Origin of the sequence: Maritimibacter sp. HL-12 (assembly GCF_900177545.1) — a bacterium.
Classification (GTDB): Bacteria; Pseudomonadota; Alphaproteobacteria; order Rhodobacterales; family Rhodobacteraceae; genus Sinisalibacter.
This window is the reverse complement of record NZ_FXBQ01000001.1, coordinates 343346-358103: the sequence shown is the minus strand read 5'-3', so window position 1 is coordinate 358103 and position 14758 is coordinate 343346. Positions and strand designations below refer to the sequence as shown.

General features: G+C 65.6%; 15 protein-coding genes. 11 read left to right on the top strand and 4 right to left on the bottom strand.

Annotated features, from left to right (window positions below; translation table 11 throughout):
* Positions 1-185: 185 nt before the first annotated feature.
* The 6 genes from B9Y97_RS01790 to B9Y97_RS01765 all read left to right on the top strand — a co-directional run bounded on the left by B9Y97_RS01790 (position 186) and on the right by B9Y97_RS01765 (position 6471).
* Positions 186-1124 (top strand): glycine--tRNA ligase subunit alpha, encoded by a 939-nt coding sequence (locus B9Y97_RS01790; protein ID WP_085525149.1) that lies wholly within the window; start codon positions 186-188, stop codon positions 1122-1124.
* Complete coding sequence (locus tag B9Y97_RS01785; protein ID WP_085525148.1) at positions 1121-1591, top strand: DUF6446 family protein; 471 nt, start codon at positions 1121-1123, stop codon at positions 1589-1591. Before B9Y97_RS01790 ends, B9Y97_RS01785 begins: the two co-directional genes overlap by 4 nt.
* A gap of 4 nt (positions 1592-1595) precedes the next feature.
* Complete coding sequence (gene glyS / locus B9Y97_RS01780) at positions 1596-3851, top strand: glycine--tRNA ligase subunit beta (protein ID WP_085525147.1); 2256 nt, start codon at positions 1596-1598, stop codon at positions 3849-3851.
* Between the two features lie 62 nt (positions 3852-3913).
* Positions 3914-4525 (top strand): nicotinate-nucleotide adenylyltransferase, encoded by a 612-nt coding sequence (locus B9Y97_RS01775; protein ID WP_085525146.1) that lies wholly within the window; start codon positions 3914-3916, stop codon positions 4523-4525.
* Between the two features lie 151 nt (positions 4526-4676).
* Positions 4677-6146, top strand: a complete 1470-nt coding sequence (gene dacB / locus B9Y97_RS01770) for a D-alanyl-D-alanine carboxypeptidase/D-alanyl-D-alanine endopeptidase (RefSeq protein ID WP_369596647.1) — start codon at positions 4677-4679, stop codon at positions 6144-6146.
* Positions 6147-6222: 76 nt separating this feature from the next.
* The gene (locus tag B9Y97_RS01765) at positions 6223-6471 is read left to right on the top strand and encodes a hypothetical protein (protein ID WP_085525144.1); all 249 of its coding nucleotides are present in this window, start codon (positions 6223-6225) and stop codon (positions 6469-6471) included.
* Between the two features lie 80 nt (positions 6472-6551).
* Here B9Y97_RS01765 and B9Y97_RS01760 read toward each other — a convergent pair whose 3' ends face one another.
* Together B9Y97_RS01760 and B9Y97_RS01755 are read right to left on the bottom strand one after the other, a co-directional pair.
* Positions 6552-7259 (bottom strand): glutathione S-transferase C-terminal domain-containing protein, encoded by a 708-nt coding sequence (locus tag B9Y97_RS01760; RefSeq protein WP_085528044.1) that lies wholly within the window; start codon positions 7257-7259, stop codon positions 6552-6554.
* 26 nt (positions 7260-7285) lie between these two features.
* On the bottom strand, positions 7286-7717 hold the full coding sequence (locus tag B9Y97_RS01755; RefSeq protein WP_085525143.1) for a tellurite resistance TerB family protein: 432 nt from the start codon (positions 7715-7717) through the stop codon (positions 7286-7288).
* A gap of 112 nt (positions 7718-7829) precedes the next feature.
* Here B9Y97_RS01755 and B9Y97_RS01750 point away from each other — a divergent pair, with 112 nt between their 5' ends.
* Together B9Y97_RS01750 and B9Y97_RS01745 are read left to right on the top strand one after the other, a co-directional pair.
* Entirely contained in the window at positions 7830-9413 is a 1584-nt protein-coding gene (locus B9Y97_RS01750; RefSeq protein ID WP_085525142.1) for a lysine--tRNA ligase, read from the top strand.
* A gap of 49 nt (positions 9414-9462) precedes the next feature.
* Positions 9463-9870, top strand: coding sequence for a DUF4864 domain-containing protein (locus tag B9Y97_RS01745; protein WP_085525141.1), 408 nt, complete (start codon positions 9463-9465; stop codon positions 9868-9870).
* Here the strand turns inward: B9Y97_RS01745 and B9Y97_RS01740 are convergent.
* A complete protein-coding gene (locus tag B9Y97_RS01740; RefSeq protein WP_176224267.1) occupies positions 9867-10739 on the bottom strand; it encodes a CHAD domain-containing protein in 873 nt (290 codons plus the stop codon). The genes B9Y97_RS01745 and B9Y97_RS01740 overlap by 4 nt on opposite strands.
* 176 nt (positions 10740-10915) lie before the next feature.
* Between B9Y97_RS01740 and B9Y97_RS01735 the strand changes: the two genes are divergently transcribed.
* The 3 genes from B9Y97_RS01735 to B9Y97_RS01725 all read left to right on the top strand — a co-directional run bounded on the left by B9Y97_RS01735 (position 10916) and on the right by B9Y97_RS01725 (position 14485).
* Positions 10916-11266 (top strand): hypothetical protein, encoded by a 351-nt coding sequence (locus B9Y97_RS01735; RefSeq protein ID WP_085525139.1) that lies wholly within the window; start codon positions 10916-10918, stop codon positions 11264-11266.
* 7 nt (positions 11267-11273) lie between these two features.
* The gene (locus B9Y97_RS01730; protein ID WP_254900825.1) at positions 11274-11999 is read left to right on the top strand and encodes a DUF4336 domain-containing protein; all 726 of its coding nucleotides are present in this window, start codon (positions 11274-11276) and stop codon (positions 11997-11999) included.
* A gap of 194 nt (positions 12000-12193) precedes the next feature.
* Positions 12194-14485, top strand: coding sequence for a glycosyl hydrolase family 28-related protein (locus B9Y97_RS01725; protein WP_085525138.1), 2292 nt, complete (start codon positions 12194-12196; stop codon positions 14483-14485).
* Between the two features lie 57 nt (positions 14486-14542).
* Here B9Y97_RS01725 and B9Y97_RS18065 read toward each other — a convergent pair whose 3' ends face one another.
* Positions 14543-14689: a hypothetical protein gene (locus B9Y97_RS18065; RefSeq protein WP_176224266.1), complete on the bottom strand. Its 147-nt coding sequence runs from the start codon at positions 14687-14689 to the stop codon at positions 14543-14545.
* Positions 14690-14758 lie beyond the last annotated feature (69 nt).

Genomic DNA, 14758 nt, shown 5'->3' with positions numbered 1-14758 from the left:
GTAACCCCTCGGGTTTTCAATTAAACCGTTCGGGTCAGTAACACCAAGGCGGGGCCCGAGGTCAAGCAGGCCCGGCGGCTTCCCCGCGCGGTTGTGAACTGGGTTTTCAGCGGGTCGGGCCGATTGACCCGCCCCGGCGCAGTGCCTATTGAGAGCGCGCACTTCCCCGCGCGAGGACGCATGCCATGGCCGATACCACGCCCACCCAACCCACGAGTTTCCAGGAGATCATCCTGAGGCTTCAGACCTACTGGGCCGGGAAGGGCTGCGCCGTGCTGCAACCCTATGACATGGAAGTGGGCGCGGGCACCTTTCACCCCGCCACCACCCTGCGCGCGCTCGGCAGCCAGCCCTGGGCCGCAGCCTATGTGCAGCCCTCGCGCCGCCCCACCGACGGGCGTTACGGCGAAAACCCGAACCGGCTCCAGCACTACTACCAGTACCAGGTGCTGATCAAACCGAGCCCGCCCGATCTGCAGGAACTCTACCTCGGCTCGCTGGAGGCGATCGGGATCGACATGGGCCTGCACGACATCCGCTTCGTCGAGGACGACTGGGAAAGCCCCACGCTTGGTGCCTGGGGGCTGGGCTGGGAGGTGTGGTGCGACGGCATGGAGGTGAGCCAGTTCACCTATTTCCAGCAGGTCGGCGGGCACGATTGCCGCCCGGTCTCGGGTGAGTTGACCTACGGGCTGGAACGGCTGGCGATGTATGTGCTTGGCATCGACCACGTGATGGACATGCCGTTCAACGCGCCCACCGCGCCGATCCCGCTGAGCTACGGCGACATCTTCCGCCAGACCGAGCGCGAGTATTCCCGCTTCAACTTCGACGTGGCCGAAACCGAGATCCTGTTTCGCCACTTCGAGGATGCCGAGGCCGAGTGCAAGGCGATCCTCGCCCACCCGGCGACCGACCCGAAGACCGGGAGCGAGATCGTCATGGCCCATCCGGCCTATGACCAGTGCATCAAGGCCAGCCATATCTTCAACCTGCTCGACGCCCGCGGCGTGATCTCGGTGACTGAGCGGCAGGCCTACATCGGCCGGGTGCGCACGCTGGCCAAGATGTGCGCCGACGCTTTCGTGATGACCGAAGCGGGCGGGGCGGGGGCAGTGGCGTGAGTGGCAAGATCGTCGGGAGTTTCGTCGTGATCATCGCGCTCATCGCCGGGGTGGCGATCTACTGGCTCCAGCTATATGCCTTCTACGACGAGGTATCGGCCGACGATGCGCGGATCACGCTCGTCAACATTGCCACCGGCCAGCCCGAGCCGATCATGATCTCGGGCTTCGAGGGGATCGACGCGACCTCGTCGCCGCTGCGCTACCGTGCCTGTTTCGAGACCGGGCAGAGCCTCGCAACCCTCACCGAAACCTATGCCGACTACCCCGAGGCGGCACCGTATACCGGGCCGGGCTGGTTCGACTGCTACGATGCCGTGGCGATCGGTGAGGCGCTGGAACGCGGCGAGGCGCTGGCCTTCCTCGGGCAGCGAAACATCTCTGACGGGGTTGATCTGGTCGTCGCCGTCTTCCCCGATGGCCGGGCCTATGCCTGGCGTCAACTCAACGAAAAATATCAGGACTGACCGCATGGATCTCTTGATCGAACTCTTCTCGGAAGAAATCCCGGCGCGGATGCAGGCCCGGGCGGCGGAAGACCTGAAAAAGCTCGTCACCGACGGGCTGGTGGAGGCGGGGCTGACCTACGCCGGTGCCGCCGCCTTTGCCACGCCGCGCCGCCTCGCGCTCACGCTGGAGGGGCTGCCCGCGATGAGCCCGGACACGCGCGAGGAGCGCAAGGGCCCCAAGGTGGGCGCGCCCGACAAGGCAATCGAAGGCTTCCTGCGCGGCGCGGGGCTTTCCCGCGACCAGCTCGAGGCGCGTGAGACGCCGAAGGGCGCGGTCTGGTTCGCGACCATCGAGCGCAAGGGCCGCCCGGCGGCCGAGATCGTGGCGGAGGTGCTGGAGGCCACGGTGCGCAATTTCCCTTGGCCGAAGTCGATGCGCTGGGGCGCGGGGAGCTTGCGCTGGGTGCGGCCCTTGCACTCGATCCTGTGCATCCTCTCCGATGAGCACGGGACGGAGGTGGTGCCGCTGGAGATCGACGGTATCCGCGCGGGCGATACCACGCGCGGGCATCGGTTCATGGCCCCGGGCGAGATCAAGGTGTCGTCCTTCGAGGACTACGTGGCGAAGCTGAAGGCGGCGAAAGTGGTGCTCGACCCGGTCGAGCGGGCCGAAGCCATTCGCCACGACGCCGCGCAGAAGGCCTTCGCGCTGGGCTTCGAGGTGGTGGAGGACGCCGGGCTTCTGGCCGAGGTCGCCGGGCTGGTGGAATGGCCGGTGGTGCTGCTGGGCGACATTGCCGACGACTTCATCGAACTGCCGCCGGAGGTTCTGCAAACCTCGATGAAGGAGCACCAGAAGTTCTTTTCGGTGCGCAACCCCGGCACCGGGCGGATCGAGAAATTCGTCACCGTCGCCAACCGCGACACCGCCGATCACGGCGTCACCATCCTCGCGGGCAACCAGAAGGTGCTCGCCGCCCGGCTCTCGGATGCCAAGTTCTTCTGGGAAAACGATCTGCGCACCGTGGCGCGCGACGGGCTCGAAGCCTGGCTCGACAAGCTCGAACACGTCACCTTCCATGCCCGGCTCGGCTCGCAGAAGGCGCGGATGAACCGGATCGCCCGGCTCGCCGCGCGGATTGCGCCCGATGCCGGGGCCGGGGCGGGCGACGCGCGCAAGGCCGCGCAGGTGGCCAAGGCCGATCTTGCCTCGGAAATGGTCTACGAGTTTCCCGAGTTGCAGGGGGTCATGGGGCGCTACTACGCGAAGAGCGCTGGCTTGTCCGAGGCCATTGCCGATGCCTGCCGCGATCACTGGAAGCCGCTCGGCCAGAGCGACGAGGTGCCGACCGCGCCGGTCGCGGTCACGGTGGCGCTGGCCGAGAAGCTCGACACGCTCACCGGGTTCTGGGTGATCGACGAAAAACCCACCGGCTCGAAAGACCCCTACGCCCTGCGCCGTGCCGCGCTCGGGGTGATCCGCATCTTGCTCGACAATGGCCTCAGGTTGAAGCTCGACCACCTGATCGACGCGCAGATCCTCGAACACCACATTGCCCGCGCCCGCCGCAAGGGGGTGGACGACGGCGAGATCGAGGCGCTCGAAGCCACGCTCGACGAGATCGCTCACCACGGCGTTTTCGGGGCCGCCTTCAAGGCGGTGCTGGCCGCCTTCCACAAGGCCGACAAGGCCCATGCGGTGGCCGAGGGCACCTACATGGCGCGGATCGGCAAGACGGTGCCCGACCTCTCCGACGACCTCCTCGCCTTCATCCACGACCGCCTCAAGGTTCACCTGCGCGACGAGGGCATCCGGCATGACGTGATCGACGCCTGCCTCAACATGCCCGGCAACGACGATCTCACCCTCCTCGTCACCCGCGCCCGCGCGCTTCAGGCGGTGCTGGAAACCGACGATGGCGCGAACCTGATCCAGGGCTTCAAGCGGGCCAACAACATTCTCGCCCAGGCCGAGGAAGCGGACGGGGTGGAGTATTCCTACGGGCCGGACGTGAAATTCGCCGAGGAAGAGACCGAGAAGGCGCTGTTTGCCGCGCTGGATGCGGCCGAGGCAAAGATCGGCCCGGCGATGATCTCGGAGGATTTCGCTGCCGCGATGGGAGCGATGGCGGAGCTGCGAGGCCCGATCGACGCCTTTTTCGAGGCGGTCCAGATCAACACCGACAACCAGGTGCTGCGCCGCAACCGGCTCAACCTGCTCGCCCGCATCCGCGATATCTGCCTGCGGGTGGCTGATCTCACCCGGATCGAGGGTTAGGGCGGGGCAGGGCGCGGGGTGGCGTGATTGACAGCGTTCCCGCCCCGGGCCAAGCAGTCGTGATGCGGCATGACATTCCATATGCGCGGGCCGGTCAGGCTATCGGGCTTCTGGGCGGGTCGTTCGACCCGGCCCACGAAGGCCACGCCCATATCACCCGCGAAGCGCTGAAACGCTTCGGGCTCGACCGGGTGTGGTGGCTGGTCAGCCCCGGAAACCCGTTGAAGCCGCATGGTCCGGCACCGCTTGCCGAGCGGATGGCGCGGGCGCGCGCGGTGATCGACGACCCGCGCGTGGTGGTGACCGATATCGAGGCCCGGATGGGCACGCGGTTCACCGCCGAGACCCTGGCGCGGCTGTTTGCGCTTTACCCGGGTGTCCGCTTCACATGGCTGATGGGGGCCGACAACCTGGCCGGTTTCCACCGCTGGGAACGCTGGGACGAGATCATGCAGGCGCTGCCGGTCGGCGTGATCGCGCGCCCCGGTGACCGGGTGGCGGCGCGCACCTCTCCAGCGGCGCGGCGATTTCGGGCGGCGCGGGTGGCCGGCGCATCGGCCGGGTTACTGGCGCGCACCGAGGCCCCGGCATGGTGCCTGATCAACGTGCCGATGGTGGATACATCGTCAAGCGCGATCCGGGCCGGGGGCGGCTGGCGCAGCGCCGGTGATTGACCGACGCATGGTGCGGGCGAAACACATTTGCGCGACAGCGCAACAATTTGGCGGATTGTTTCCACAACAGATCTTGAGGCGACTCGGGGCAGTCGGTTAACTCGGCGATATGCTTGGGGGCACGACGAGACGAGGTTTTCTGGCGGGGGGATTGTCTGCCGTCGCGGGTGCCGCCTTGGCGGAGGCCCCGCTCGCCTCGTTGCGCCCGGTGCCGCGGCCCGACCTTGTTGGCGGCGCGGCGCCGAAGGTTGCCCGCCTTGCCTCGCCGTCCATCGCGGAGCTGTTTGCCGAGGCACGGCTTGGCGGTCGGGTGGGCTTCGTGGTGGCGGATGCCCGCACCGGGGTGTTTCTGGAAACCCACGAACCCGAACTGGCCTTGCCACCGGCTTCGGTGACCAAGGCGATCACCGCGCAATACGGGCTGTCGACCCTGGGCGAAGACCATCGTTTCCGCACCCGCTTCATTGCCACCGGCGCGGTGGTGGACGGAATCGTCGACGGCGACCTCGTGCTCGCGGGGTCCGGCGATCCGGTGTTGGATACCGATGCGCTCGCCGGGATGGTGGCGGCATTGAAGGCGCAAGGTGTGCGCGGGGTGCGCGGGCGCTTTCTGGTCGCGGCGGGGGCGTTGCCCTACGTGCGCACGATCGACCCGTCGCAACCCGACCACGTTGGCTACAGCCCGCCGGTTTCCGGGCTGAACCTGAATTTCAACCGCGTGCATTTCCAGTGGGAGCGGGCCGAGAGTGGCTGGACCGTGAACCTCGACGCCCGATCGGCCACCCTGCGTCCGCCGGTGACGGTGGCGCGGATGGCGGTGGCGACGCGGGATGTGCCGGTCTACACCTATGCCGACGCCGGCGGGGTGGACGACTGGACGGTTGCCAGCAAGGCGCTGGGCAATGCCGGTTCGCGCTGGCTGCCGGTGCGCAGGCCCGATCGTTATGCCGGCGAGGTTTGCCAGGTGATCGCGGCGTCGCAGGGGGTTCGGCTGCCAAACCCGGAGCCGGTCGAGGGGCTGCCGGATGGCCAGGCGCTGGTGGTCCATTCCAGCGTGACCCTTTCGGAGATCACCCGCGCGATGATGCGCTATTCCACCAACCTCACGGCGGAAGTGATCGGTCTTACCACGAGCGCCCGGCGCGGGGTAGGGGCGGATGATCTGCACGGTTCTGCTGCGGCGATGAGTGCGTGGATGCGTGATGCGTACGGTATCGGCAGCGCGCGTTTTGTCGATCATTCGGGGCTTGGCGAAGATTCGCGGCTGTCGACCGCCGACATGGTGCGCTTCCTCGTGCAGCTCGGGCCGGGGAGCGTGTTGCATCGGCACATGCGCGAGATCACCCCGCAAAACACACGGGGCGAGGCCGATCCGGGGCTCCTGCACCGCATTCAGGCCAAAACCGGCACGCTCAATTTCGTGTCGGCTCTGGCAGGCTATGCCACCGCCACAGACGGTGTGCCGCTGGCCTTCGCGATCTTCACCGGCGACACGGTTCGGCGTGCGGGCATCCGCCCCGAGGACATGGAGAACGCGCCCGGCGCGCGGGCATGGGCACAGCGGTCGCGCTGGCTGCAACACCAGCTCATCAACCGTTGGGCCGGGCTTTACGGGGTATGACCCCGCCTCGCCATCGCTACGGATAGGCTGAAAATGACCGGTCCGCGCCTTGGTTGCGCGAGGTCAGGGCACCTTATTGCTCAACATCCATGTGCCCGGACTGACCGGGCTTTCGGCTGCCAACGACGGGAAGTTTCCGTTCCTTGATACGCTCATGGCGATCGACGGGCGGACCGGCGTGCGCGGACACGGCAGCCCGATGCCGATCTGGGGCGACCGCTACGTAGCCTCGGCGCTCGAAGACGCCGGGTTCCACGGGTCTGAACTGATCGTGCGCGGGCGTCTGATGGCGCTGGTCGAATACATCGAATCGATCCAGCAATAGGATCGTCGCCGCCCCGGTCGTGAGAAGGCCGGGGCGGCGTTTCATGCCAAATTTCTAACTCGAAGCGTTTCGGGACAGCCTCACGTCGCGCGCGGCGGGATATTGATCGCCTTGAGGCTCGCGGGGCGCGTCGAGCAGGATTCAAACCAGCGGTTGACGTTGTCGAGGTCTCCCATGTCGAGCAGATCGAAGGCGTCGTAGTGCCCCGAAAGCACCCGCACCCATGGCCAGACCGCGATATCGGCGATGCTGTAGTCGTCGCCCATGATGAAGGCGCGGCCATCGAGGCGCTCATCGAGCACGTCGAGCAGGCGCTCGGTTTCTTCCTTGTAGCGCCGCCACGGGTATTTTTCCTCGATGTCCTTGCCCGCAGCGGTGTGGAAATGACCGAACTGGCCAAACATCGGGCCGACGCCGCCCATCTGCCACATCAGCCACTGGATGGTCTCGTAGCGCCTAGCCGGATCGGTGGGGAGGAATTTTCCCGTTTTTTCGGCAAGATAGAGCAGGATCGCGCCGGATTCCCACAGCGCCAGCGGTTTGCCGCCCGGGCCGTCGGGGTCGATGATCGCGGGGATCTTGTTGTTGGGGTTGAGCGAGAGGAACTCGGGCGTGAACTGGTCGTTTGCGGAAAAGCTCACCAGGTGGGCCTCGTAAGGCACCCCGCATTCCTCCAGCATGGTGGACGCCTTGATGCCGTTCGGCGTGGCGAAGGAGTAGAGCTGGATGACGGACGGGTCTTTGGCCGGCCAACGCCGGGTGATGTCGAAGGAATCGAGCATGGATATGCGGTCTTTCGCTGGGCGCTTGAGGGTCAATCGACCTTGAGCGTCATGTGACGGGCGCGCGCGCCCCGTTCGATTGCCGCGGCGTGCAGGCGGTCGATGTTCAGTTCGTGGCGGATTTCTTCCAGGATTCGCAACTCGGTCGTGTGCAGGGCACCATCGGCTGCGGCCACGTCGCAGGCCAGCGCATAGGCGGTTTCCCACAATGGCTCGGGCAGGTTTTCCCGCACGAGGCCGAACAGGGCATCGAGTCCGTCGTCCTCGGTGAGCAGGTCGAACACCACCTGCGCCACGGTGCGGGCGCGGTCCATGTCGTAGGTCGCGAACACCGGCAGGTGATTCACGGTCGCCTCGATGCGCACGAGTTCGGCGGTGCCGATCCGGCTGTCGGAGACGGACACGGCCAGCATCACGGCAACGAGGCTGTCCTCTGGCGAGAGGGCGTGGGGGAGGTCGGGCACTGGCGCATCCTTGGGGTTTGGTGATGTTGCGGCGCAGAATATTGACCAAACCCCCGGGCTTCAATAGGAAGCGTCATTTGCGGGGCATGGGGCCCCTGAGAGAGAGCAACCGATGTCTGAAATCCGCGATCTTGCGATGAAGTCGAAAGCCTGGCCCTTTGAAGAGGCGCGCCGGTTGCTCAAACGCTACGAGAAAGCCCCGCCGGAAAAGGGGTTCGTGCTGTTCGAGACCGGCTACGGCCCGAGCGGCCTGCCGCATATCGGCACCTTTGGCGAGGTCATGCGCACGACGATGATCCGCCACGCCTTCGAGACGATCAGCGATATCCCGACCCGGCTGATCTGCTTTTCCGACGATCTCGACGGCATGCGCAAGGTGCCCGACAACGTGCCGCAGCAGGACATGCTCTATGAGAACCTGCAGCGCCCGCTGACCAGCGTGCCCGATCCGTTTGGCGAGTTCGAGAGCTTCGGCCACCACAACAACGCGATGTTGCGGCGGTTTCTCGATACCTTCGGGTTCGAGTACGAGTTCTTTTCGGCCACGGACTTCTACGCTTCGGGGCAGTTCGACGAGGTGCTGAAGCGCGCCGCCGAACGCTATGACGAGATCATGAAGATCATGATGGCGAGCCTGCGCGAGGAGCGCCAGCAGACCTATTCGATCTTCCTGCCGATCCATCCCGAGACCGGGCGGGTGCTCTATGTGCCGATCAAGGAGGTGAACGCCAAGGCGGGCACGATCACCTTCGACGATGAGGACGGCCGCGAATGGACCCTGCCGGTGACCGGCGGCAACGTGAAGCTCCAGTGGAAGCCCGATTTCGGCGCGCGCTGGGCGGCGCTCGACGTGGATTTCGAGATGTATGGCAAGGACCATTCCTCGAACACGCCGATCTATGACGGCATTTGCAAGGTGCTGGGCGGGCGGCCGCCCGAGCATTTCGTCTACGAGCTGTTTCTCGACGACAAGGGCGAGAAAATCTCCAAGTCGAAGGGCAACGGGCTGACGATCGACGAATGGCTCACCTATGCCTCGACCGAGAGCCTCGCTTATTTCATGTACCAGAAGCCGAAGACCGCCAAGCGGATGTTCTTCGACGTGATCCCGCGGGCGATGGACGAATACCACCAGCAGCTTGCGGCTTACCCGGGCCAGAGCATAGAGCAGAAACTCGCCAACCCGGTGCATCACATCCACAACGGCGATGTGCCGGAAAGCCGGATGGTGGTGACCTATTCGATGCTCCTGAACCTCGCCAGCGTGGCCAGCGCACACGACAAGGCCGTGCTCTGGGGCTTCATCCGCAACTATGCGCCCGAGGCCAGCCCCGAAACCCACCCCGATCTCGACGCGGCGGCGGGCTACGCGGTGAAATACTACGAGGATTTCGTCGCGCCGATGAGGCAATACCGCTTGCCCAGCGATCTGGAACGGGCGGCGCTCACCGATCTGCGCGATCGGCTGTTGGCGTGGGAAGGCCCTGCCGATGGCGAGGCGCTGCAAGGCGAGGTCTTTGCCTGCGGGCGCGAGCGGTTCGAGCCGATGCGCGACTGGTTCAAGGCGCTCTACCAGGTGCTGCTCGGGGCCGATCAGGGCCCGCGTTTCGGTTCTTTCATCGCGCTCTACGGCGTGAAAGAGACGGCGGTGCTGATCGATAAGGCGCTGGCCGGGGAATTCCTCGCCGAAAATTGATGAACCAACCCCCCTTGTGCTTCGTAGGTTGAGCACAGGGGGATTTGACATGAAACAGATCATACTTGTCTTGGCGATGATCGTGGTCTGGGCGTTTCCGCTGCGAGCGGCGGAGCCCGAAGACGGCATCCGGGCGGTGATTTCGTCTCAGTTCGAGGCGTTTCTGGCCGACGATGTCGAGGCCGCCTTCGGCTATGCCGCGCCCGCGATCCAGCGCATCTTCATCACGCCCGAGGGCTTCGGCAGCATGGTCCAGAATGGCTACCCGATGGTCTGGCGGCCGGCAGAGCGGCGGTTTCTGGAGTTGCGCGATCTCGACGGGGCGCTGTGGCAGAAGGTGTTGATCCGCGATCAGGCCGGGGCGTGGCACCTGCTTGACTACGAGATGCTTCGCGTCGGCTCAGACTGGCGGATCGGCGGCGTGCAATACCTGCGTCAGGCCGAGGTCGGCGCCTAGTCGGCGCGGCGGTTCCAGCGTCGCTTCCACCGGCGCACAAGCGTGCCGGGTTTGTCGTGGAGAAGTCTGTCGCCTTGCGCGAAGGCGTGGGGCTCGATCCGGCGGCGCTCGGCCGTGACCACCGCCCGCATCCTGTCGCGCAGGCCGGGGGCGATGTCGAGCGTGTCGAGGCGGTCATTGAAGGTCACCAGATCGTGGTGCTCGCCGAGAAGCTCGCCAAGTTTTCCGGCACGCTTGATGTGGGCGTTCATTTTCTTCGGCGCGATATTGGCCAGCATCCGGGACTGGTACCAATGCGCCTTCACCCGCTTGCGCCATTCGTGAAACGCGGTCGGTGCGCCGCTGTCATCGGCGTCGCGCATCGCTTGGCGGGCGTTCTTGTAGGTCTTTTTCAACCCCTTCCGGAGCGGTTTGAAGCCGCGCCCGGAGATCCTCCATGCTTCGCTGCGGTCGCGCACCTCTGCCAGCGTGCGGCGGAATGCGGCGAGTTGTGCGCCGGCATCGTCCGGGCCGGGGGCGACATGCGAAAGGGCTGCGCGCACCGGGGCGAGCGCCTCGGCCTCGTCGGGGGCGAGTGTGGCCGCGAGCCGATCGAAGGTTTCCACCATCGCGGTGTCATCGCGCAACCCGGAGACGGCGCGGGCGGCATCGCGCAGCGCCACGTTCTCGCGGCGATAGGCCTTGAAGGCGGGGCGCGCGAGCTTGAACTGGCTGCGCAGGCGCTTCACGTCGGTGCGGGCGTTGTGCAGGGCCGCGCCGGTCGGATCGTCGCCGTCCAGCGCGGCGAGCGCGTGATCCAGCCGCTTGCGCGCGATCCGGCGGAACTGCTTCTCGATCCGTCCTCGCGTCGGTTTGAAGCGCTTTGGCATCTGCTCCTTACCTCTTGGCATTCCTCCCCAATACTTGGGAACCAAGGCGGCGGGTTTGAACCGGGTGCCACTAACGGCCGCGGGTTTCGGCGGATTTGACGACAATCAGACACAACCAGGGGTTTCCTCATGAGGCTGACCTACCATATATTGTAGTGGGGCGTTGGGGGGAATCGGTGTACGAGAGCCATTTCATCGCGATCATGTGCGGGCTCGTCTTCGGCGGCGAGCCAGAGGTGACCCGCGCTTTCAGCGCCGGCTACGACATTCACCGCATCCGGATCGACTGCGTTTCCGAAACCCATGTCATCGAGGCGGGCCGCGATACGCGTTCCTCGCTCGATTCGATCCAGCAGGCTCTGTTTGCCGGGCAACTGACCGGCAAGGCGCCGATGGTCGTGCTGATCGACACCGACGGACGGGAGGGGGCGATCGAGTTCCGGGTGCGCACCGTGGCCGAGATGCTGGGGGTCGAATACCGGGTTTTCACCCAAGAGGCGCTGGTGCGCATGGCACTGGGATCGTGAGGGCACCTTGAGTACGGGATACGAACCGCTCGATCTGCCCAAGCCGGTCGCGGAGGATATCTGGATCGTCGATGGCCCGGCGATCCGGTTCTACGGCATGCCGTTTTCCACCCGGGCCACGATCGTGCGGCTCGCCTCGGGCGGGCTCTGGGTGCATTCGCCGACGCGGCTGACCGCGGCGCTGGCGGAAAAGGTTGAAGCGCTGGGGCCGGTGCGCCACCTGATTGCGCCGAACTGGATTCACTATGCCTACGTTGCCGAATGGCAAGCGCGCTTTCCCGAGGCCGAATCCTGGGCCGCGCCGGGGGTGGCTGAGCGGGCGGAGAAGCACGGCATCGCGTTGCGCTTCGACCACCGGCTCACGCAAGGTGCCCCCGCTGCATGGGCCGGTGAGATCGACCAGATGATCGTGCGCGGCTCGAAGGCGCACCGCGAGGCGGTGTTCTTCCACCGCGCAAGCGCGACGCTGATCCTGACCGACCTGATCGAGAACTTCGAGCCCCGCAAAATCGGCTTCTGGATGCGGCTCGCCACCTGGTTGGGCGGCATCCAGGCACCGCAGGGCGGCATGCCGCGTGACATGCGCGCCACCTTCCGCGACCGGGCGGCGCTGCGCGAAGACCTGCGCCGGATGATCGACTGGGGGCCGGAACGGGTGATCCTCGCCCATGGCCGCTGGTTCGAGCGGGACGGCGCGGCCGAATTGCGCCGCGCCTTTCGCGGGCTTATCTGAGTTCCCACACCCGCAGCGAACGCCCGCCTCAACCCCGGTTAACCGCGCGTTGCTACCCCTGTCCCGCTGCCGGTGATCCAGCCGGTACCCGCGAGGCCAGACCGCGTCATCTTGCGCGGTCGCCCGGGCGAGGCCCTGCCTTGTCCGCTGCCGATCCCGGGTTCTTGCAGATTTGTGAGCTGAAAGGGAATTGAATGAACATCGCGATTACCGAGGGGCTGGACCTGATGCCCCCGCCCTTCGTCAATGGCCTCGATGTCTGGTCGAGCGAGGACGGCACCTCCGGCTCGGCAACCTATGACGGCGCCGCCAATGCCGCGATCGTGCCCGCCGATCAGGATTTCGGCAGTTGTCTGGAATTGCTCAAGACGCAATCGGTGCAGAAACTGCGCTGGATGGGGCAGACCCCGATCATCCCCGGGGTCTATCTGCGCATCCGCGCCAGGGTGAAGGCGGTGAGCGGAGCCTTCCCGAGCCTGAGGATCGCGGGTTTTGCCGCCGATGCGGGCGGCAACAACCTCGCGGCGCTCGACCAGGTGGGCCCCTCGGTCACCCTCACGCAATACGGCGAGATCGTCGAGGTAAGCGCCATCGTCGGCACCGGCGCGCGTGGCGGGGTGCAGATGCCGTGGGGTCTCGGCGCGGTCTACGGCCATTTCGGGCTCGATCTGACCGGCGGATCGGGCGGCATCGTGCGGATCGACGATCTGGAGATCGAGGATGTGACGAGCGCCTTCCTGCGCGACATGGTCGATCTCGTCGACGTGCGCGACTACGGCGCAGTCGGTGACGGCGTGACCGACGATCGGGCCGCCTTCGTGGCTGCCGACGACGCCGCGGGCGGGCGCACCGTGGTGGTGCCCGATGGCGTCTACTTCATCGGGTCGAGCCTCACGATGCAGGCGAAGATGCGGTTCGACGGCACGGTGACGATGGACGCCGTCACCCGGCTGATCCTGATCCGCAACTTCGACCTTCTGAGCTACATCGACGCCTTCGGCGATGAACTTCTTGCCTTCAAGAAGGGGTTCCAGGCGCTGATGAACTACGCCGACCACGATGCCTTCGACATGAAGGGCCGGCGCGTCGAGATCGACGGGCCGATCGACATGCAGGCGGCGGTGGCCGATGTGGACGTGTTCGAGATTCCGCGCACGATCCGCAACGGCCAGTTCTACGCGGTGGAATCGCCGGCCTGGGAACCCGAGCAGACCACCAGCCAGGGCACCTACAATCCAGCCAATCCGTTCAAGATCACCGCGCTGTCCAACGCCGCGCAGATCCAGCCCGGCGCGCTGGTGACCGGCACCGGGGTGGGGCGCGAGGTCTACGTGCGCGAGGTCGACGTGAGCAGCGCGAGCCTCACGCTGAGTGAGCCGCTCTACGGGCCCAACACGACCCAGACCTACAGTTTCACCCGCAACAAGTATGCGCTCGATTTCATCGGGTTCGCCACGCTCTCGCGGTTGACGATCCAGAACGTCGAGTTCCAGATGCTCAAGCGCGGATCGGGGATCATGCTGCCGCGCAGCGGGATGAATTTCCAGATCAAGGATTGCTTTTTCAACAAGGTCGCCGCGCGCGGGATCAGCTCTGCCGGCACCGGCTGCCAGGACCTGCATATCGACCGATGCCATTTCTCGTCGCCGGATTCGAACCTGCCGGCGATCGACCGGACATCGGTCGTGTTCAACGTCAATGCCAATGACGCCAAGATCCGCAACAACCGGTTCCAGCGGTTCGGCCTCACCGCCGTGATGTGCGGCACGCATCACCTGATCATCGGCAACCACCTTTTCCAGGGCGATGATCTGGCAGGCGGGGCGCTCGCGCCCGGCTGGGTGTTCACCTACGAGCCGGTGACGAGCATTTTCAACGGCAACTACGTCGATAACTGCTATATCGAGTGGACCAACGAGCACGACGCCACCCCGGACCACAACAACGAGTTCTCGTTTGGCGGCCTCACCATCACCGGCAACATCTTCCTTACCGGCAACACCCTGCCGTCGTTCCGGTTCATCGTGATCAAGCCCCATGGCGCGGGGCATTTCGTTTCCGGCCTGCACGTGAACCAGAACGTTTTCCGCTCGATCAACGGCAATATCGACCGGGTTGAAGGGGTGGATACCAGCATCGCCGATCTCGACCCGTGGCGCTGCCGCAACCTGATGTTCGAGCGCAACACCTTCCATGGGGTGAACCAACCGGCATCGAGCCCGATGCCGCTCAAGTTCCAGCAGAACGCCGACCAGAGCACCTGGACCCTCGACGTGAGCGCCTATCTGCCCTTCGGCGGCAATGCGCGCACGGTCACGGCGGTGGTGGCCGAGGGCGAGATCACCAACAGCACCGGCGCCCGGGTGGAAGCGATGCCTTTCGTGCGGGTCAACGAAGGGCCCAACAACGATTACGTTCAGCTTGTCTGGCCAGAGCCCTGCAAGGGCACCGTGCATGTCACGACGCGGGTGGATCGGCCACTCTGACGGCAACCGGCGTTTTGTTGAAATCGTCTCGGCCCCTGGTCGGGGCGGTTTTTCGTATCAGGTGTCGTCGTCGCCGGGCAGCAGCCAGCCGAGCGGCCCGAAGGCTCTTTCGGGCAGCAGCATGAACATCACCTCACGCAGCGCCACGACCGCGAGGAAGGCGATGATGACCTGGTCGACGGTCAGGTTTGCAAAGAAGGGCATCCTTCATCTCCCATGGCTTTGACATGAGATTCACCGCGAAACCGGGCGAAAACGTGACAAAACCCGGGA

What these genes read in the sequence shown, in the direction of transcription:
- B9Y97_RS01790 (WP_085525149.1), top strand. Translation starts at nt 186, where the DNA reads ATGGCCGATACCACGCCCACCCAACCCACGAGTTTCCAGGAGATCATC.
- glyS (WP_085525147.1), top strand. Translation starts at nt 1,596, where the DNA reads ATGGATCTCTTGATCGAACTCTTCTCGGAAGAAATCCCGGCGCGGATG.
- B9Y97_RS01775 (WP_085525146.1), top strand. Translation starts at nt 3,914, where the DNA reads ATGCGGCATGACATTCCATATGCGCGGGCCGGTCAGGCTATCGGGCTT.
- B9Y97_RS01750 (WP_085525142.1), top strand. Translation starts at nt 7,830, where the DNA reads ATGTCTGAAATCCGCGATCTTGCGATGAAGTCGAAAGCCTGGCCCTTT.
- B9Y97_RS01745 (WP_085525141.1), top strand. Translation starts at nt 9,463, where the DNA reads ATGAAACAGATCATACTTGTCTTGGCGATGATCGTGGTCTGGGCGTTT.
- B9Y97_RS01740 (WP_176224267.1), bottom strand. Translation starts at nt 10,739, where the DNA reads ATGCCAAAGCGCTTCAAACCGACGCGAGGACGGATCGAGAAGCAGTTC.
- B9Y97_RS01725 (WP_085525138.1), top strand. Translation starts at nt 12,194, where the DNA reads ATGAACATCGCGATTACCGAGGGGCTGGACCTGATGCCCCCGCCCTTC.
- B9Y97_RS18065 (WP_176224266.1), bottom strand. Translation starts at nt 14,689, where the DNA reads ATGCCCTTCTTTGCAAACCTGACCGTCGACCAGGTCATCATCGCCTTC.